Origin of the sequence: Caballeronia choica, from assembly GCF_001544535.1 — a bacterium.
In the GTDB taxonomy this organism is placed as follows: Bacteria; Pseudomonadota; Gammaproteobacteria; order Burkholderiales; family Burkholderiaceae; genus Caballeronia; species Caballeronia choica.
In genome coordinates, this window is record NZ_FCON02000148.1 from 1 (window position 1) to 19,072 (window position 19,072).

The following is a 19,072-nucleotide window of genomic DNA, read 5'->3' on the forward strand; positions in this document are numbered from 1 at the left end:
TCGCAATCTCTTCAAGGAAAAGCATGTCCGCTACGCCGCCTGAGGAAGAGGGCACTATTTGATGCACTCGTCAGTAATTGACATATTCGAATGGAGACGCGGCGCATGAATGCTTTCGATAGGGATGTTCAATTTTGGCTCGTTCATATCGGCTCATCTTCATTCTTGCTCGCCCACTCCGTTGGCGCGATCGCCAGGTTCTATTTCACCAAGGGCCTCGTTCCGCTCGCGATTCTCTGTGCCATCTGGTTCCAGCCGGGAGACTCCCAGCCATTGCGCCGCGAGACTGTCGTCGCAACGCTGTGCGCCGCGTTCGCGGCATTCGTGCTCGGCCGCCTGCTTGCGCTGACGCTGCCGTTCCGCCTTCGCCCGCTTTATGAGCCCTCCGTTCAATTGTCGTTTCCACTAGCCGACCAGACAGGCGACGAAATGCGCTTGTGGAGCTCGTTCCCCAGCGATCATGCCGCGCTCTGGATGGCGATAGCCGTCGGCATTTTCCTTGTCTGGCGATGGATCGGCGTGCTTGCGATTGTGCATTGCGTGGTCTTCGTGTGTCTGCCTCGCGTCTATCTAGGGCTGCACTATCCGACCGACGTCATCGGGGGCGCGGCCATCGGCGCCTTCTGCGCATGGCTCTTCACCCGTCCGCCGATACGCACACGCCTCGCGCCGCTCTTCTTGCGATTCATGGAACACCGGCCAGCGGTGGGTTACATGCTCGCCTTCCTCTTCTTCTTCGAACTCGCGACGATGTTCGATGAGCCGCGCCTCCTCGCGGCATCGGTCATAAAGCACCTACACCCAGGGTTTTTCCATTGAGCACGTGGACGAACGCGGCTTTTTGTTGTCTCGATGATGCCTCGCCGCGTTAGGTGCGAAAACGCCACCCCCAGTCAGAGGGTGGAGTCGCCTACTTTCTTGCCGTAAGTGTTGAGGTCCGTTAATTCTGCTAATGGGTGCACTAATTCTGCTAATACAGCCGAGGTGACGAATTTTGCAGAAGTTGTCGATTGTGTTTGCTGACCAGTATGAGCAACCGGTTCATGTTGCGTGCACGACGCGTGATCTGTGTCGGAATCCGCTCGAGCGTTGTCCCGTGCTCGTCGCACACCTGGACATCCGGATCGAACCATATCCGTTTCCAGCGAGGTGCGGCCACGTCCGAAGGATTGAGCACCAGACATCGGAAGCAGTACGGCAGGGTGGAACGGTTTCGCACCCAGCCGGGCGGTGTCTGGATTCGTGCAAGCCGGTCCGGGTTCAGACGGGCGAGTGCCGATAGTGCAACGATTGTACGTTCGGGTATTGGTGCGAACAGGATCCAGCCGGCATTGCCTAAGATTGGGAGCGTCCCCAACTGATTGATCTCCCACATCTGGATGACGCCGATCTGGTAGCGACTGGCGACGCGTCCCAACCAGCGCAGCCATCATCCTTTCCCTTTCCGCAAGTGCTTTCGCTGCGACCGGTGACGGCAAAGTCACTGACGACGTTGTTAAACACGGAAATGTGCAAATTGAAGTACTTAGCCAAGGGAAGGGGCCGACTATCGTCATTCTTCCGTCATTGGGTCGTTCAGGGCGCGACTACGACCAGGTGGCCCAGTATTTGGTGTCCGACGGTTTCCGTGTGCTCCGTCCTGAACCGCGTGGAGTTGGGAAAAGCAAGGGCCCGATGGATAACCTGAATGTGCACGACTTTGCCTCCGACGTGGCGATGGTTATCGAAGCAAAGCACGCCGGCCCCATCGTTGTCGTGGGCCATGCGTGGGGCAATTTTGCTGCGCGCCAGTTGGCCGCCGATCGGCCGGACCTCGTCAAAGGAGTGGTCGTTGCAGCTGCATCGGCAGGGAAGGTTCCCCCGGGTTCGACTGAGAAGCCGATTGATGCCGAAATGCGAAAAGCCATTGATGGTGCAGGCGATCTCAAGCTTTCGGACGCACAACGGCTTGAATATTTGAAACAGGCGTTCTTTGCACCCGGGAACGACCCGAGCGTGTGGCTGGGCGGATGGTATCCCGAAACGCACGAGGCAGAAGGACACGCTCGCAACACGACTCCCGTCGACGATTATTTTGCCGCAGGCACGGCGCCGATCCTTGACCTCCAAGGTGAGAACGATGCGGTCGCGCCTCGCCGGTTCTCGCAAGTGCTCAAGAACATGCTGGGCGATCGTGTGACGGTCGTCGTCCTACCGAATGCGGGTCACGCGATGGCACCCGAACAGCCGAAGGCGATGGCCGATGCCATCTCGACGTTCGCAAAGCGCGTAAATCAATAACAGTTCCATCGATGCTCAAGCTGCGAAGCGGCGTGCCCTCGTCACTTCGTCGTTTGAGCATTTTCAATGTTCTCACCGTACTCGTATGAAATCAAAAGACTCGTCATCTCCTGACAGATTGGATCCACGCCGCCGAGCGCTTAGTTTGGGTTTAGCAGCAGCAGGGGCCTTCGTCCTGTTGAAGCGTTCTACTGCCCACGCGGCACAGAGAGCATCATTTTCGAACTCGACGGGATCAGAGAGCGCCTCCTTGAAAGTTCCAGCGTTAGCGTGTGACGCGCATATCCACATCTACAACGATAGATTTCCTGTCGCCAATCCGAACGCGACGCTCCCGAGTCAGGCGACGGTCGACGATTGCCGGCGGATTCAAGGGCGACTTGGCACGACGCGCACGGTGATTGTCCAGCCAGCGAATTACGGAACGGATAACCGTGTCACCCTAGATGCGATATCGCGCCTTGGGATCGACAAAGCACGTGGCATTGGCGTCGTCTCGACGGACATATCCGAGCAGGAGCTTCTCGCGCTTCATCGCGGTGGCATTCGCGGTGTACGGTTTTCGCTTTTTCAGCCGGATAGGGCGGTCACCCGCGTCGACATGATCGAGCCGATCGCGAAGCGGATTAACGAACTCGGCTGGCACGTACAACTCCAGATGCGCTCGGACTTGATCGTTGAACACGCTGAGTTGCTGAAACGCTTGCCATGCCCTGTGGTCTTCGATCACATGGCTCGATTGCCGCAAAGCGAATCGGGGCATGATGCGTATACCGTCATTCGCGGGATGCTCGACCAAGGGCGTACGTGGGTCAAAGTACGACGCGGTTCGTTGTCGACGAGCGCTAAGCTAGCGGTTCGTCTTCGTGGGACACCGTGGCTCCTACAATGGAGGCAACCATGATCCGAGCAATCTGCACACTCCTGTCGCTTGCTGGACTTTTCGGAGCTAGCGTGAACGCGTTGGCTGACCCCATACGGATCGAATCAGGTACCTATGGTGAGAATTGTGGCGCTCATCATGGCAATTCGATGCGTGAGCTGGCTCTGCACTGTAACTCCGCCGATACCTGCCGTTATCCGGTTGCCTTGCCGGCGGCCCTTCGTACTCGAAATGCTTGCAAGGCCGATTTCGTTGCCGAATGGTCTTGCGGGCCGGGAGAGTTTCACCAGGCTGCAGTTAGGTCTGCCGCAAATAACGGGGGGATTCTCGTGCTGACTTGTATCCCGTCCACCGGTGCAGGCAAATAACCGATCCGGCAAGGGCAAGCATCAGGCAGAGGCCGGCCATGAAGAGACACCCGCCTCTCGGCCATGAATGACCGCTGACACTACGAAACGGGCCCGTCGCTCCCGACTTCGGTGCGATCCTCGGTGGGCTGAATGACCGAGTTTTGTCCTCGATGGGCGCTTTCGCCCGCATCATGCAAAATAGCCGCATAAAATGCGGAGGATGGCTCGTGGGCGTCAACTTCGACCTGAACGATTTGCAGGCGTTTCGAGCCGTCGTGGAGTTGGGCAGCTTCCGCAAAGCAGCGGAGGCAGTCAACATTTCGCAGCCCGCGCTCAGCCGGCGCATCGAGAAGCTCGAGGCGGCGCTCGGCGTGCGGCTTTTCGAGCGAACCACGCGCAGCGTGACGCTCACCACCGTAGGACGCGTGTTCGCCCCGAGCGCAGAACAACTTCTCGACGACCTCGATGTCGCGTTGCTCGGCATCCGCGACGTCTCCACGAGCCGCCTGGGTCATGTGACCATCGCATGCGTGCCGTCGGTTGCCTACTATTTCCTGCCGAGCGTCATTGCCGCTTATCACAGCCGCTATCCGCGGATCCGGGTCAAGCTGCTCGACTCGAGCGCCAATGAAGTGCTCGGCTCGGTCATCAGCGGCGAAGCCGATTTCGGCGTTAGCTTCCTGGGCAGCCAAGAAACCGAGGTCGAGTTCAAGGTCCTGGTGCAGGAACGGTTCGTCGCCGCGTGCCGCCGCGATCATCCCCTTGCTCAGAAAAAGCGTGTGACCTGGAACGAGCTTTACGAACACGAATATGTATCCGTCGACAAGACTTCTGGCAACCGCCTGCTGCTCGATCAGGCGCTGACCACCGTGGCGCCGAGGAAGCCTAGCGTCTGCGAGACCCACCATGTCACCACCATGCTTGGCCTGATCGAAGCAGGACTCGGTGTGGCCGCCGTGCCTTCAATGGCAATGCCCATGCGCGACCATCCGATTCTGACCAGCGTGCCGCTCGTCGATCCGGTCGTGACGAGACGTGTCGGGATCCTCAGGCGCCGGGGGCGTCCGCTCACGCCGGCCGCGCAACAGTTTTATCAGACCATCCTCGACACGAAGCGCAGCGGCATGACCGGCGCCGCGGCGAAGAAGGCCCCGAAATGACGTTGGCAAGGCCGTTCAGGCTGCTTTACGTCCAGGTCCTGCTCGGCATGGTGCTTGGCATGACCGTCGGCCACTTCTGGCCACAGGCCGGCGCATCGCTTAAACCGCTCAGCGATGCGTTCGTCGCGCTGGTACGCATGATGATCGCGCCAATCGTCTTCTGCACGATCGTCACCGGTATTACCTCGCTTGCAAGCGGCGCCAAGATCGGGCGGACCATCCTGAAGGCGCTGGCGTTGTTCTACGTTCTCACGATCGTTGCGCTCGTTCTGGGGCTCGCGACCGCATTCGCGCTGCACCCGGGCGCCGGCCTGCACATCGACGCGCATCATCTGGACACGACGATCCTCGCGCAGTATTCGACGCGCACGCTGTCGCACGGATTCGTCGAATTTGCGCTTCATCTGGTTCCGGAGACGCTTGTCGGCGCTTTCGAGAAAGGCGAGGTGCTACCGGTCCTGCTGCTCGCCCTTCTGTTCGGCTTCGCATTGAATGCGAGCCGAAGCGCCGGGCGGCGGGTAGAGGAATTCATCGACGGCATCGCGCACGTGCTGTTCCGCATCCTCGCGATGATCATGCGGCTTGCGCCCGTCGGCGCATTCGGTGCGATGGCGTTCACGGTGGGCCACTTCGGCATTCGTTCGATTGGCTCGCTCGGCATGCTGATGGTGTCGTTCTATGCGGCGTGTTTGCTGTTCGTCGTCTGCGTGCTCGCTCCACTTGCACGCCTGCATGGCTTCTCGCTCTGGCGGCTGCTGCGCTACATTCGCGAGGAACTCGTCATCGTACTCGCGACGTCGTCGACCGAACCGGTGCTGCCGCGCCTCATCGTCAAGCTCGAAGCGCTTGGCTGCGACAAAGGCATCGTGGGACTCGTGCTGCCCGCCGGCTATTCCTTCAACCTGGACGGCACGGCGATCTACCTGACGCTCGCCTCGACGTTCATCGCTCAAGCGTGCGACGTACACCTCTCGGGCGGCCAGATCGCGACGATGCTCGCGGTCATGCTGCTCACGTCGAAGGGCGCGGCCGGGGTATCGGGCAGCGGACTGGTTGCGCTCGTCGCCACGCTGGCCGTCGTTCCCGACTTGCCGCTTGCAGGCGTCGCGCTGCTGGTCGGCATCGATCGCTTCATGTCCGAGGCGCGCGCCCTGACGAGCGTGATCAGCAATGCCTGCGCGGTGATCTTCGTATCGATGTGGGAGCGCTCCTGCGACCGGGTGCGCCTGAAGAACGCATTGAGCCTGGCGCATGAGCCTGAGGATGCCTTCGATCAGCCCGCCGACCTGATGGGCTGAATCGTTGCCTTAGTTTCAATGCGTGGCGACGGAATCGAGCCCGGTCGATGTCACCTCCGGCTGCACGGCGGGCGACGCGAGATAGTCGAGCAGCGCCTTCGCTTCCTTCGGATGCTGTGCGCCGACCGGTATACCGGCGGCAAAGCGCGTGACGGACTGCATCGACTCCGGAATCTTGCCGACGTACGCCGCGCCCTTCACCGGAAGCAACTCGCTCACCTGCTGAAATCCCACTTCGTAGTCGCCTGTCGCGACAACGGACGCCACCGGAATCTTCGGGATCATCTTCGCCTTGTTCTTCACCTGCTCCTCGATGCCGAGCCGCTTGAACAGCTCGCGCTCGATATAGACGCCGCTCGCGCTATCCGAGTAAGCGATCGACCGGGCATGCAGCAAGGTATCCTTGAGCGCCGCCTCGGATCCGATGTCGGGCTTCGGCGCGCCGTCGCGCACGACCATGCCGATGCGTGAATCCGCGAGTTCGACGCGCGAATCGGGAATTACCTTGCCCTGCTTGATCAGATCGTCGAGGGCGTAGCCGACCATGATCACCACGTCGGCAGGCTCGCCGCGCTGGAGCCGGTTCGGAATGGCCTCCGGCGACTTGCCCATCGACGGGCCAAGCGCGGTATCGAGCGTATTGCCGGTGGACGCCGCGAACTTCGGGCCGAGCAGTTTGTAGGCGGCGGTAAAGCCGCCCGAACTCATCACATGCAGATCTGCGGCCTGCACATTCGCCGCAGCGGCGCAGGTGCCGAGCAGCGCCGCGGTGCAGAGTTTCAGAAGAAAGGATTTCATGGGGCGATAGAATGTCAGTCTAATGTTCGAGGAGGCGTGCGGTGCTTCAGGGAGCCGCATGCAGCGGAACGCGACGGCGCCGGTACAGTGCGAGCGTTGCACCGAGCCCGCACACCGCGGCGAAGCTCATCCAGTAGCCTGGCGCGGCTTTGTCACCCGTCATATGAATGAGCGCGGTCGAGATGATGGGCGTAAAACCTCCGAAGACCGCCGTCGCGAGGCTGTAGGCGAGAGAGAACCCGGCGACGCGCACCTCGACTGGCATCACCTCGGTGAGCGCGACGACCATCGCGCCGTTGTAAATGCCGTACATGAACGAGAGCCAGAGCAGCACAAGCAGCATGTTGACGAAGCTCGGTGTGTGGGCCAGCAGCGACAGCGCCGGGTAGGCGGTCGCGATTGCCAGGATCGTCATCGCAAGAAGGAGCGGACGGCGTCCGATTCTATCCGACAGCGCACCACCGATCGGCAGCCAGATAAAATTGGAGACACCCACGCACAGCGTGACGAGCAGGCTGTCGGCAGTGCTCAGATGCAGGACAGTCTTGCCAAAGGTCGGTGCATACACCGTGATCAGATAAAAACTTGTGGTGGTCATCGCCACCAGCAGCACGCCAGCGATCACGACATTCCAGTTCTGCACGAGGGTAGCGAAGACCTCTTTCATGCTCGGGCGATGCTGGCGCTGTTTAAATTCCTCCGTTTCCTGGAGATTGCGCCGCAGGATGAAGATGAAAGGCACGATCATGCAGCCGACGAAGAACGGCACGCGCCATCCCCACGCGGCGATCGTCGCCGTGTCGAGCCACTGATTGAGCGCGAAGCCGAGCCCGGCTGCGATGACGATAGCCACTTGCTGGCTTGCCGACTGCCAACTCGTGAAGAAGCCCTTGCGGCCCGGCGTCGCCATTTCGGCGAGATACACCGATACCCCGCCGAGTTCAGCGCCCGCCGAGAAGCCCTGCAGCAGACGACCGATGAGAACCAGCGCCGGGGCGAAGAGTCCGATCGTCGCATAGCCGGGCACGAACGCGATCAGGATGGTGCCGCTCGCCATGATCGACAGCGTGACGATCAGGCCCTTGCGGCGGCCGACATCGTCGATGTACGCACCAAGGATGATCGCACCGAGCGGCCGCATCAGGAAGCCTGCGCCGAAGACGGCGAAGGTCATCATCAGCGATGCGAACTCGCTCGCTGCCGGGAAAAAAACCGCGGCGATCTGCGTTGCATAGAAGCCGAACAAAAAGAAGTCGAACTGCTCCAGGAAGTTGCCCGCCGTCACGCGGAATACGGCGGACGTCTTCGACTGCCCGGGGGGCGGGGTGCCTGAGGAGGAATGCATAGAGGTGTCTCCTGAAAATTTTGAACTTTGTGATGTTCGGGCGGATTGTTGTTTGTCGAATACTCGCCCGAACGGCACGACACGTTAAGTGCTGTTTTTGGAACGATTGATGTCCGCTGGTTATCAGCCGGCGAAGCGCTCAGGCCACGAACCGGCACTGAGAGGCGGGCGTGCGCGTGTCCATGTTGCGTCCCCGGTTCAGGTGATCGTCGATTTCCGCCGCGCAGCCGAGCATGCGGGGATAAAGGAAGATCGTGAACGCGGCGGTTTCCAGATCGGTCTCGGTCAATTCACCACGTCGCAGCGGCTGCCACAGCATCTTTAGCAGCAGCGCTGCGATCACCGCATCGACGTTCACGCAATACACGTTGCGTGACACGCCGGCGTCGAACAAGGCCTGCACAAGTTCGCGATAGAACGCATGGAAAACGTTGTATTCCCCGCGCTTCTCGCACAGGTCCGCGATGAACACTTCGCGCGGGTCGTGGTTGACCGGCCTGTCCTTGAAGACGGGATGGTTCACGCCCGGCAGCTTCGCGATGTCGAGGCTGCCGGCATGCTTCTGCCGAGCCTTGTAGTGCGCATACCGCTCGACCGAGCGCTCGGCGAGCGCGCGCAGGTCCACGCCATGTCCAGGGTCGGACGGATCGTCGAGGCCGCTGTCCCGGAACGCTTCGATCAGGAACGCGATGCCCTCATAGCCGTTGCCGCCATGCGTATAGCCGGTATGCGTGAGAAAGCCGACCAGCGCCTTGTTGAGCTGCACGCGCTCTGGACTTTCCGGACCGTCGGCCGATACCGCGCCTTTCGCACCCTGCGCCGAGATGGCCCCTGGACCGTTGGTGAGCAGCAGACCGACGAGCGTCTTGAAAGCGAACAGATCGTCGGGCCCGGGCTTGAGGTTGAGCAGCGCGGCAAAGCAGATTTCCGTGAGGCTGTGTTGGTTCAGCAAAGCTTGCGTGGTAAAGCCGCAGAAGCCGTCTGGACGGTGTCGCGAGGCGTCCGCCGATGCGCCGATCAGCGTCCCGAACAGCATGTTCCACCAGGGCAGGCTCTCGGCCGTAACGCGCGAGATGCGCTTGCGCATCAGCGGTCCCCACGCGAGCGTCGTGGTGATCGCGGCCAGCACCGCGTCGGCCGTCGGGTGAGCAGGCTGAGACACGAGCCAGCGGACGGGGACCGACTTAACCCCACGCTCGGCGAGTCCCGCGAGCATCGCTTCAGCGCGCGGATCGCTTGAGTCGGCGAAGAATGGCTCGCTGCCACTCGCGTCGATCCGGGCGATGTCGAAGTTCTCATCGAGCGCGCTCGTAAGGCCGGCTGCCGAGAAGCGATCGATCATCCATTTTGCGGCATCCCGAGCCGCTCGCTGGCGATTCGGCCCGATGATCGAAGCTGCGGCGGCCAGGATCGCGTTGGGCGCGTTTCCGGCCTCGCGAGCGGCTTGCGCCGCCGCGAGTTCCGGCGTCCCGTGCAGATTGACGAACGCGGCGATCGCGACATCGATGAGCTTCTCGTCATTTTCGCCGCCGAACTCGTGAAGCAGGGCAAGGCTGACGTTCGCTTCAAGCGAATGCGTCGCTGCGTCGAGCATTGAGGCGCCATGCAGGCTGCTGACCTGCGTTTTCGCATCCATCTGCGATGCGCCCGATGCGTCCTTGAGCGCCTGACGCGGCGCAATCGCCCCGACTTGCCGATTAACCTGCAAGACCTGCTCGTCATACGGGGCGACCGCACCCACTACGGGGATCGCAAGGCCGGACGGAAGCTCGATGGCTTGATCCGAGCCGAACCACGGCTTGAGGGCGAGACTGCCTTCGGGCTCGAAGTCGGGCATCGTCGCGTTGGCGCGCATCACGGCAGTCAACGCAGCCGGGATATGCGCGATGTTCGTGACGACCGCGCCCCTCGCCGAGCAGCACGGATCGTCGAGCGTGAAGAGCCGGTCGACGCCGAACTTCTCCATGAACCAGCGTTCCTTCGCTTGCGCGTCGTCGGAACCGCCAGCCATGGCGCCCGCATGGCCAACCGCACGCGTCAGCAGGCTCTTCCACCGGCCCACCACGCAGGCGACCACCGGCTTGGTGAAGGTCGCATCGGCTTCGTAATAGCCGCCCGGTTCGCAATAGAGCACGGCAGCCTTGCTGCGCGCATCGTTGGCAAGGGCGAACGCAAATTCCGGCGCGGCGTAGTGGATGTAGACGTCCTTGCCGCTCGAAATGACGGTCGACGTGCCCCAGCCGCTCATGCGCAGGTACTGCGCGATCGTCGTGCTGAAGCCGCCGGAGTTGGAAAAGATGGCGATCGATCCCTTGCGCAGCGAATCGTCCGGATTGTCGCCGCCGAGCGCTCCGCCGATTCTCACGCGATTCCACGAGTCGGCGACGCCGAGCCCGTTCGCCCCGAAAATGTCGATGCCCGCTTGCTGCCCCATTGCGCGAATTTCGCGAGCGTCGTGCACGGCGATCTTCTCGGTGATGATGAAAATCTTCTTCAGATCGGGATTGACGCGGATCAGTTCGGCGACGCCGTCGCGGGCCGCCGATGGCGGTAGATAGACCACGCCGCAGTTGAACCGGTGCCCCGCTTCCAGACCCTCGCGGACGTTGTTGTAAACCGGAATATCGCCGATAGATGTAGCGAGCACTTGGCCGCCCTTGCCCGGCGCCGTGCCGAAGACAATATTGCCGCCTGAGAATGCATGACTGACGGGCGTCACGTCCGAGGACTCACCGCCCAGGATGTTAAGTACGCACACGCGATCGTCGCGCGTGGCGATCTGCGCGAGCGAGTTGACGCCAACGAAATACTTGAACTGGCTGCTGGTTTGCTTGTACATGTCGCTCTCCTCAGGCTTGGGCCGGTTCGGTTTCGGTCGCGGGCGCGCCGATCCGTGCTGCGATCTCGGCTCGGCCGCCGGCGCGCATCCACGCATCCGCCTGCCGTGCGTACTGGATGACCTCACTGATGTCGGAATCGAATCCGAACAGCCGGTACGGCAGGCCGAGCGAGTCGCATGTATCCCTTAGCGCGGCCATCCCTCGCACGAGGTTCGGCCCTCCGCGGCCGAGCACCACGTAAAGCGGCGTCGGCCCGTGCTCGCTGAAGTGTTCGCGAAGAGCATCGGCCATCGCTCGCAGCGTCTCGAAGATGTCGGTGTTATTCGACTTGCCGCCGATGATAAAAAGCACATTCGACTGCTTGAGCCAGTGCCTGAAGCAGATTCGGGCCACTTCCTTCATCTTCGCGTAAGGCGGATTGCCGCCGAAATCCGACGAGATGATCGCGGCGTCGCCGAGCATTTCAGTCACGAGCGAATTGGCGCCGCCTCCGAAGGTCGGCGCGAGGATCGTCCCCTTGTCGTTGATCACGTACACGTCGCTCTGCCCCTGGTGGGTGCGAAGCTGATTGATCTCCTGTTCGAAATCGGAGTAATCCGCGGAGAACAGATGAGGCGGCAATCCGAGACGCGCCCAGCGCGGATCGTCGCGATCGAAGCCGCACTTGAAGTCGCAGGCAACCGGCGTGAGGCGTCCGTTCTTGTCCTCGCGCATGCGGATCGGATTCAGTTCCAGCGTAGTCATGCCGAAGTCGTGAAAGAGCTCCCAGAGTTTCGGCAACTGCTGAACCAGCGGCGAGATGATCTCCTTCGGCGCACCGATCTCGCTAAGCGCATTCGCGACGACGAACGCCTTCAGGCCGGTCAGTGCATCGAACGGCACCATCGCCACGTGCTTCGGATCGACCTCTTCGATGTCCATGCCGCCCATGTGCGAAAGCGTCATGGTCGGCGCGCGAAAGCGGGTGGAATCAGTGATCGAGAAGTAGACCTCGTGTTTGGCCGGGACGCCAGCTTCGAACGTCACGCCATTCGCCTTCGCTTTCAGGTGCCCGACCGTGTGCTCGGCGAAGTACAGCCGCTCTTTTTCGGCCAGCGCTGTCTTCAGATCGGTCGCGCGGCCCAGCAGGCCCGCCTTGCCCTTCTTGCCGACACCGCCCTTGAAGACCGGCTTGATGAAGATCTGACGATGGCGATCGATCATCGTCTTGATTTCTTCCTCGCTGGCGCTCGGGCCGAGAATCTCACTCGCTGGGAATCCGACGAATTGCAATAGGCGAGCGCCGTGTAACATACCGGTGATTTGCATGGAAATGTCTCCTGAAGGTCATTGCGATAGAAAAGAATCAGGCCGATCGGCGCTGTCGACTGGACGCTGACGCGCTTCGGTCGTAAGCGGTAGGTGTGAAACGCGGCCGTAACGCCGTTGGAGTTCGGCTTGGCGGGGCTCTGGCGTGCTTTATGTTGTCCGATGCCTGAACCGGCTGGACCGCGGAACTGCACGGCCCAACAAGGCGGGTCGTAGGAATGTCTTGCAGCGGGTTAGCCGCGCAAGTTGCGCCGTACGTTGTGCATAGTCGTGTCTCCGATTCGTTTTACTTTCGTTCCAATGTCGCTGGAATCTTGAGTACCGATACTCGCGCAAAACGATCTAGACGATAAGTGCATTTTTTGGAAGCATTGATGTTCGGGTGTTATCAATGCAGTCGGACGAAATGTGGCATCGCCGCCACGATCCACTTCGCAGCCTGTCGGGGCAGACGTGTCAACGGTCCAAGCTCGGCGGCGACTTCAGTTGACGGTCCGTTGTCGGCGATTGAATGGACATTCGATAGTCGCCGGAGACCGTCCGTTCAGGGGTTGTCAACGGTCCGCTGCCGCCGGCATTAACGCTCGTCGGTGTATAGATAACAATCACGAAGATAAGGGACAGCGTAACGAGCGGATTTTGATAGCGATTTGGCGCGAAGCGTTCCAACCTGACGACTGCGTGGGGCAGCGAACGGGCCACTATCGGTTGGTGAGGGCAGAGTGACCACACCTAGGCATCCTTCGTCCTCATCGGGCACGGCGACCAGCGTCGCGCTTGCGACTCGTCAAACGACGGTCGCTGAACGCTCTACTGCACCGCCTCGTCGATAAAGGACGAGCGTCGCGACGAGCCCACATACGGCTGCAAAGCTCAACCAATAACCCGGTGCCGCCTTGTCGCCGGTTACCTGAATGAGATAGGTCGAAACGGCGGGAGTAAATCCGCCAAAGATCGCGGTCGCGAGGCTGAACGCGAGCGAGAAGCCTGCGACGCGCACGTTGACTGGCATGACTTCGGTAAGTGCCGGGATCATTGCGCCGTTGTACATGCCGAAAAAGAACGACAACCAGAGCAGCACGATGAGCATTCGGGCAAAGCTTGGCGCAGCGGCCAACCAAGAAAGAGCCGGGTAGGACGTGCAGATAGCAAGAACAGTGATCGCGATCAAGACCGGACGGCGCCCAATACGATCCGAAAGCGCACCGCCGATTGGCAGCCAGATGAAGTTCGATACGCCAACGCAAACGGTCACGATCAAGCTATCCGCAGTCGTGAGCTTCAGAACCGCCCTGCCGAAGGTCGGGGTGTACACGGTGATCAAGTAAAACGTGGTGGTCGTCATCGCGACGAGCAGCATGCCTGCGAACACGGTGCGCCAGTTCTCCAGCATCGTTCGAAATACTTCGCGTGCGGTCGGATGATGCCGCCGCGTCTTGAATTCAGCCGTTTCCTGTAATGAGCGCCGAAGAAGAAAGATGAACGGCACGATCGCACACCCGATGAAGAACGGAATACGCCAGCCCCAGACTGCGATGTCATGCGCCGTCATCAAGCTGTTGAGCAGGTAGCCAAGCGCCGCTGCGAACACGATGGCGACTTGCTGGCTTGCCGATTGCCAGCTCGTATAAAAGCCCTTGCGACCTAGTGTTGCCATTTCCGCAAGGTACACCGAAACGCCTCCGAGTTCGGCGCCAGCGGAAAAGCCTTGCAGCAGCCGCCCGAGCAGCACAAGTGCGGGCGCGAGTATGCCGATCGTCGCGTACCCCGGGACACATGCGATCAATATGGTGCCACTTGCCATGATCGACAGCGTCACGATCAGTCCCTTGCGTCGGCCTACCTCGTCGATGTAGGCCCCGAGGACGATAGCGCCGAATGGTCGCATCAGGAACCCTGCCCCAAAGACTGCAAACGTCAGCATCAGTGATGCGTATTCATTGCTTGACGGAAAGAACACCTTGGAGATGTAAGTCGCGTAAAAACCGAACAGAAAGAAATCGAACTGTTCCAAGAAGTTACCGCTGGTGACGCGCAGGACTGCGCCAAGTTTCGACGTGCCCGCGCCAGCCGGATCCAGGCCTGCAGATGAGGGGTTCATGTTTGTCTCCTTGAATATATTTATAAGGCGGCAGAGCGGGCGGGACGCGTTGCCCCGTTTGATCAATCAGAGCCGAGCTGCAGTTTGCTGGCTTGTCGCTTTTCGATCGACGATTTCAGCAGTGCCGCAGACCGATATATTCCGTGAGCAAATTTGCCGTATGGCAGCGTAGCGAAGAGCGCCATCACCACGCCAAGGTGTGCTGCGAGGAGCCATGCCATTGCAGCGGTGTCGCGCCATGCCAGGAGCGCGAGCCCGGTCGCACTAGTGAGCAGGAGCAGCGCTATGAAGCCTCTATCCATTGGCCGCTGTGTCGGATCGCCATGGTTCGAGTTGCGCCGCAGATTGAGCCACAAGAGGCCTGCCGGCCCGATGAGCAGGCCGACGCCTCCCGCCGTGCCGAGTAGCACTGGCAGGCTGAAGAAGTTGTAGGGCGCGTGAAGGCGGAGCGCGTAGTGGTAGAACGTCGCGACGATGGTGGCCGCAAAGCACAGCATGAAGCCGTAGAAGGTGAAGTGGTGGAAGCGGCGACGGGCGAGCGTGAAGGCATCGCTCGACTCGTTGCAGCCGTCGCCGTGCCCGCCGTCCAGGTAGGTGAGGGAAAGGACATGCTTCGTAGCCTCGGCGACGGCGGGAATAGAGGCGGTGCCTGCGGACACGTCACGCCAGAATCGCCTCACGCCCACTCCAAGCGCAAGAAATGCAAATCCGAAAACCGCTCCGAACATTACGGCCAGTAGATTGTGCGGAAAGATCGCATAGAAATTTCCACCGAGGCGTTCGGTAAAGAGAGACCCCTTCAGCCATATTCCCAGCACGGCAAAGAGTGAGAGGCCGAACGCAAGTGCGAGAGCGACGGTCATGCCATTGCGCTTGTAGAGAGCGCCCATCGAGGGCGGCCAAGCGTATTCGGCGTAAGTCTCCAGGCGGACTTGAGCCATCGCCCTCGGGACATTGACCGCGAATTCATGCGGCGGAGCATACTGGCAAGCGTGGTAACACGCGCCGCAGTTGTGGCAAAGGTTGGCGAGATAATTGACGTCGGCCTTCCCAAATTCGAGTCGGCGTGTCATGGCCGGAAAGACCGCGCAGAACCCTTCGCAATAGCGGCAGGCATTGCATATCTGCATCTGTCTGGCAACTTCAGTCTCATTGTCCGTCAGCGGAAGAACGCGGATGATCTGCGGAGGCGACGCATCCAGGGAGTGATGCATGCCGGACGAGTGCGACGACGCGAGTTCCTGCGCCTCGCGGGCAAGTGCTTCAAGCTTCTGCACGGCAAACTCCAGTTTGTTGGGTGACGACTCTTGCCGCCTCGGCGCCGGCGATACGTCCGAAGGCGGTCCCGATAGACATGCCGACGCCCGCCGTATAGCCCTTGCCAAGAACATTGCCGGCCATCATTTCGCCTGCTACGAAGAGGTTCTCGCTTGGGCGTCCGCCGAAGTGCACCTGGGCCTTGTCGTTGACCCTGAGTCCGAGATAAGTGAAGGTGATGCCTGGCCGCAATGCATAGCCATAGAACGGAGGCGTGTCGATCGGACGCGCCCAGTGAGTCTTCGGTGGAAGCAGGTTTTCGGTGCGGCAGTCGTCAAGCGCGGTATGGTCGAACGTCCCGACTCTGCATGCCGCGTTGTACGCGCTGATCGTCTCGACGAACGTGGACTCGGGCAACTTCAGTTTTCGGGCGAGTTCCGGCAGGGTGTCTGCTATCTCGCCCGGAAACACAGGTGGCATGAAGCGGCCGATTGCGTTTGCGTCGATGATCGAATAGCCGATCTGTCCGGGCTGCTGCGCGACGAGACGTCCCCAGATCGCGTAGCGCTTGGGCCAGAAGTCTTCGCCCTCGTCATAAAAGCGCTTTGCATCGCGATTGAGAACCACACCGAGCGACACGCAATCGATCCGGGTGCAGATTCCGCCGTCGTATAAAGGTGCGCGGGCGTCGATAGCCACGCAATGGGATTGCGAAGGGTCGCCGATCGCATCCGCACCCGCGTCGATCATGAATCTCAATAACACGCCTTCGTTGAAGCGGGTGCCACGAATCAGAAAGTTGTCGGCAGGCCACTCGCCGCGCTCGTTTTGACCCCACGCCTCTCGCAACCATTGACGATTGGATTCGAAGCCACCGGCTGCCAGGACGCAGGCGCGCGCCTCGAAACGCTGGGCGCCGCTTCTCGCCGCGACGAACCGACCACTGTCGAGTTCGATGGCGTCCACTGGGGTATCGTAGCGAATCTGAACGCCCCGCGCTTCAGCGCTGCGGTAATACGCATTGACGAGCGCCTTGCCGCCACCCATAAAAAAAGCGTTGGTCCGGGCCACATGCAGCGCGCCTGACAGCGGCGGCTGAAAGCGCACCCCGTGCTTCTGCATCCAAGGCCGGCATTTGGACGACGCACGGATGACGAGCCGCGCGAGGTGCTCATCGGTGACGCCGCCGGTGACCTTGAGCAGGTCCTGCCAGTATTCTTCCTCGGGATAGGCATCAACCAACACATCTTGGGGCCCGTCGTGCATGCACCGAAGGTTGCGGGTGTGCTGGGAGTTTCCGCCGCGCCATTCGCGGGGTGCCGATTCGAGTAGCAGGACGGAAGCGCCAGCTTCGCGGGCCATGAGGGCGGCGCACAGAGCCGCATTTCCTCCGCCGATTACGAGAACGTCGATCATCTCAGTTGTCTCCTTTGAGACAAACTGTAGAAGGCGATGACACCAGCCGCCATCAGCAAGGCGGCAAGCGGGCTTCAGATTTCGTGAAGGGCTTCTCTAGCGCAGGGTAGCGCCCGGCCAGCGGCCCCCGGTCACCACCGCCCGCGCGACCTCGGCAAGCACGACGCGCGCGGCAAGCCCCGCGGGCGACAACTCGTCATCGGATACGCTGACGATCAGATTCGGTCTTATCGCGTCGGCATCCGCTACGGGGACGCTTGCAAGGGACGCATTCTCTGGCCGAGCGAGCGCCGCGCCGGGCTGGATTGTTGCCCCGATCCCGTCGCGCACCGCGTCCATCAGCATGGCAAGGCCATCGACTTCTGCCACGATGCGCGGTTCGTACCTTGCACGCTGGAACGAAGCGGCGAGTAAGGCCCGCAGGCCGTGGGATCCGCTCGGCAGAATAAGAGGAAGCTCACCGAGCTCTGAGATATGCACCATAGGTCCGGCAGGCATGCCAGATAGCGTTGCAACTCCGATCACGAACAACCGCTCATCGAGCAACGGCATGGTGCTCCAGCGTTGAGCGGGCTGCTCATGAAATAGGATGGCGAGATCGATCTGCCGCGCACCAAGCATGGAACCGAGATATCCCGACAAACTTTCGACCATTCGCAGCCTGACGTCGGGGTAGCGGTCGCGCATTGCCTGCATGAAGGCCAACCCCAATACGCCCGTCGTGCTCGGTGCCAGGCCCACGCTCACATGACCCGAAAGGCGGGCTTGTCGGGCGGCGACCGCCGCATCGTCGACGTGGCGCAGTGCAAGCTGCGCTTGCCGCCAGAACGCGAGTCCAGCGTCGGTCGGTACGACGCCGCCAGACGTGCGCTGCAGCAGGCGGGTCGATAGCTCGCTCTCCAGCCGGCTGATCTGCTGGCTCAGCGCGGATGTGACCACGCCGAGCTCGAGCGCCGCCTTACCCATGCTCCCATGCTCCACGACGCTGACGAAATAACGCAACTGTCGCAATTCCATCCCATCTCCCGTAGAACGCATTAAAAATGTCAACGTTGCGACTAGAAAGTCGTCAACTCGGGACCTTGAAGCGCCCGATAGCGTGGCGAACCTTACTCATCATGGGTTTGCCGAACGCGAAATAAAATGGTCACTTCACCCTTGCTGCCGGTCCCCGTCGGCGAAGACGTCATGGCAGGCGAGATTTCGCCGAAGTTGAGTTTCGAGACGGTGACCGAGCTACGCCTGGGCGAAAGTAGGAAAAGCGCCCGACATCAGCCACGCGAGCAACAGAAAAGTGCCGATGCGATGCTCGGGCGCGAAAGTGTCGCGCTCTCCGCGGCCTGACTTGTCGATTCAGCCTGCATGGTCTGAGTCAGTATTACCGTCGGCCAGTCAGAAAACCTTCCGGCCTTGAAGTCCTCGTGCAGCTTTTCAACGAGTGGTGCGAAGGCATTGACACCAGGCACCAGAGCGGACCCCTGTGACTGAAGAATGTTTGGCATTACCTATACCCCTTAGGAATTGGATTCGAACTGGAGGGTGCGGGTAGTGTAGTCTTTGTCGACCGATGAAAACCTTGAGATAATAGTCACAGAGAGGTTACCGCTACATCAACTGAATACGGCGGCACGAGGCTTGCCGCATCACCGGCTAACTGCTTCGAAGGACGACGTTCCGTCGACGGTATCGGTACGCGGCATGGCTGCAGGCCCTCGGAAGCGGCCGTAGCTTCGCGTCACCCCCGGTAGTCCACTCTGGGTCGGGCAGAGCCATTCATGAACTTGCACGGTCCCTCGTGTCCCCGCGGAAACAGCGCGAGCAGCTGCACTACCTGGATGCAGGGCGAGGCTGCTTGTCGGACGGCAGCGCGACCGGCCCCTGGCCGCGCGTGTCGAATGCTTGACATAACGCCGTCATCGCGCTGTTTAGCCTGTAGGGGCAAAGTAGTAATGTCGTATTTGAGCAAAGTACAGATGTCGTACCAAGGGATCTGTAGCGCATGCTGGTGCGGTTTTCCCGCCTATGGGGACCGCCAT

At 60.9% G+C, this 19,072-nt stretch carries 15 protein-coding genes; 6 read left to right on the forward strand and 9 right to left on the reverse strand.

The window, feature by feature from the left end; all coding sequences use genetic code 11:
* Positions 1–105: 105 nt before the first annotated feature.
* On the forward strand, positions 106–819 hold the full coding sequence (locus tag AWB68_RS35660) for a phosphatase PAP2 family protein (protein WP_087648956.1): 714 nt from the start codon (positions 106–108) through the stop codon (positions 817–819).
* 151 nt (positions 820–970) lie between these two features.
* Here the strand turns inward: AWB68_RS35660 and AWB68_RS35665 are convergent, their stop codons facing one another.
* Positions 971–1,417 (reverse strand): hypothetical protein, encoded by a 447-nt coding sequence (locus AWB68_RS35665; RefSeq protein ID WP_200828887.1) that lies wholly within the window; start codon positions 1,415–1,417, stop codon positions 971–973.
* A gap of 92 nt (positions 1,418–1,509) precedes the next feature.
* Here AWB68_RS35665 and AWB68_RS35670 point away from each other — a divergent pair, with 92 nt between their 5' ends.
* From AWB68_RS35670 to dctA, 4 genes are all read left to right on the forward strand, one after another.
* Positions 1,510–2,280 (forward strand): alpha/beta fold hydrolase, encoded by a 771-nt coding sequence (locus tag AWB68_RS35670; protein WP_268810963.1) that lies wholly within the window; start codon positions 1,510–1,512, stop codon positions 2,278–2,280.
* 85 nt (positions 2,281–2,365) lie between these two features.
* Positions 2,366–3,184, forward strand: a complete 819-nt coding sequence (locus tag AWB68_RS35675) for an amidohydrolase family protein (protein ID WP_087648958.1) — start codon at positions 2,366–2,368, stop codon at positions 3,182–3,184.
* Positions 3,185–3,740: 556 nt separating this feature from the next.
* Positions 3,741–4,673: a LysR family transcriptional regulator gene (locus AWB68_RS35685; protein ID WP_087648970.1), complete on the forward strand. Its 933-nt coding sequence runs from the start codon at positions 3,741–3,743 to the stop codon at positions 4,671–4,673.
* Positions 4,670–5,971, forward strand: coding sequence for a C4-dicarboxylate transporter DctA (gene dctA, locus AWB68_RS35690; RefSeq protein WP_087648959.1), 1,302 nt, complete (start codon positions 4,670–4,672; stop codon positions 5,969–5,971). Before AWB68_RS35685 ends, dctA begins: the two co-directional genes overlap by 4 nt.
* Positions 5,972–5,986: 15 nt before the next feature.
* On the opposite strand, the gene AWB68_RS35695 is transcribed toward dctA, so the two are convergent.
* The 8 genes from AWB68_RS35695 to AWB68_RS35730 all read right to left on the reverse strand — a co-directional run bounded on the left by AWB68_RS35695 (position 5,987) and on the right by AWB68_RS35730 (position 18,053).
* Entirely contained in the window at positions 5,987–6,769 is a 783-nt protein-coding gene (locus AWB68_RS35695) for a substrate-binding domain-containing protein (RefSeq protein ID WP_087648960.1), read from the reverse strand.
* Positions 6,770–6,815: 46 nt separating this feature from the next.
* Positions 6,816–8,114 (reverse strand): MFS transporter, encoded by a 1,299-nt coding sequence (locus AWB68_RS35700; protein ID WP_087648961.1) that lies wholly within the window; start codon positions 8,112–8,114, stop codon positions 6,816–6,818.
* A gap of 139 nt (positions 8,115–8,253) precedes the next feature.
* On the reverse strand, positions 8,254–10,953 hold the full coding sequence (locus tag AWB68_RS35705; protein ID WP_087648962.1) for a CoA-binding protein: 2,700 nt from the start codon (positions 10,951–10,953) through the stop codon (positions 8,254–8,256).
* A 10-nt stretch (positions 10,954–10,963) separates the two neighbouring features.
* Entirely contained in the window at positions 10,964–12,262 is a 1,299-nt protein-coding gene (locus tag AWB68_RS35710; RefSeq protein ID WP_087648963.1) for an ATP-grasp domain-containing protein, read from the reverse strand.
* Between the two features lie 787 nt (positions 12,263–13,049).
* Positions 13,050–14,363, reverse strand: coding sequence for an MFS transporter (locus AWB68_RS35715; RefSeq protein ID WP_087648964.1), 1,314 nt, complete (start codon positions 14,361–14,363; stop codon positions 13,050–13,052).
* Positions 14,364–14,425: 62 nt separating this feature from the next.
* Positions 14,426–15,640, reverse strand: a complete 1,215-nt coding sequence (tcuB, locus tag AWB68_RS35720; RefSeq protein WP_087648965.1) for a tricarballylate utilization 4Fe-4S protein TcuB — start codon at positions 15,638–15,640, stop codon at positions 14,426–14,428.
* Complete coding sequence (gene tcuA / locus AWB68_RS35725; RefSeq protein WP_087648966.1) at positions 15,627–17,036, reverse strand: FAD-dependent tricarballylate dehydrogenase TcuA; 1,410 nt, start codon at positions 17,034–17,036, stop codon at positions 15,627–15,629. The genes tcuB and tcuA overlap by 14 nt, the downstream gene beginning before the upstream one ends.
* A gap of 96 nt (positions 17,037–17,132) precedes the next feature.
* Positions 17,133–18,053: a LysR family transcriptional regulator gene (locus AWB68_RS35730; protein WP_087648967.1), complete on the reverse strand. Its 921-nt coding sequence runs from the start codon at positions 18,051–18,053 to the stop codon at positions 17,133–17,135.
* A gap of 171 nt (positions 18,054–18,224) precedes the next feature.
* On the opposite strand from AWB68_RS35730, the gene AWB68_RS48480 reads away from it, so the two are divergent.
* Positions 18,225–18,380, forward strand: coding sequence for a hypothetical protein (locus AWB68_RS48480; protein ID WP_160110129.1), 156 nt, complete (start codon positions 18,225–18,227; stop codon positions 18,378–18,380).
* The last annotated feature ends 692 nt before the right edge of the window (positions 18,381–19,072 follow it).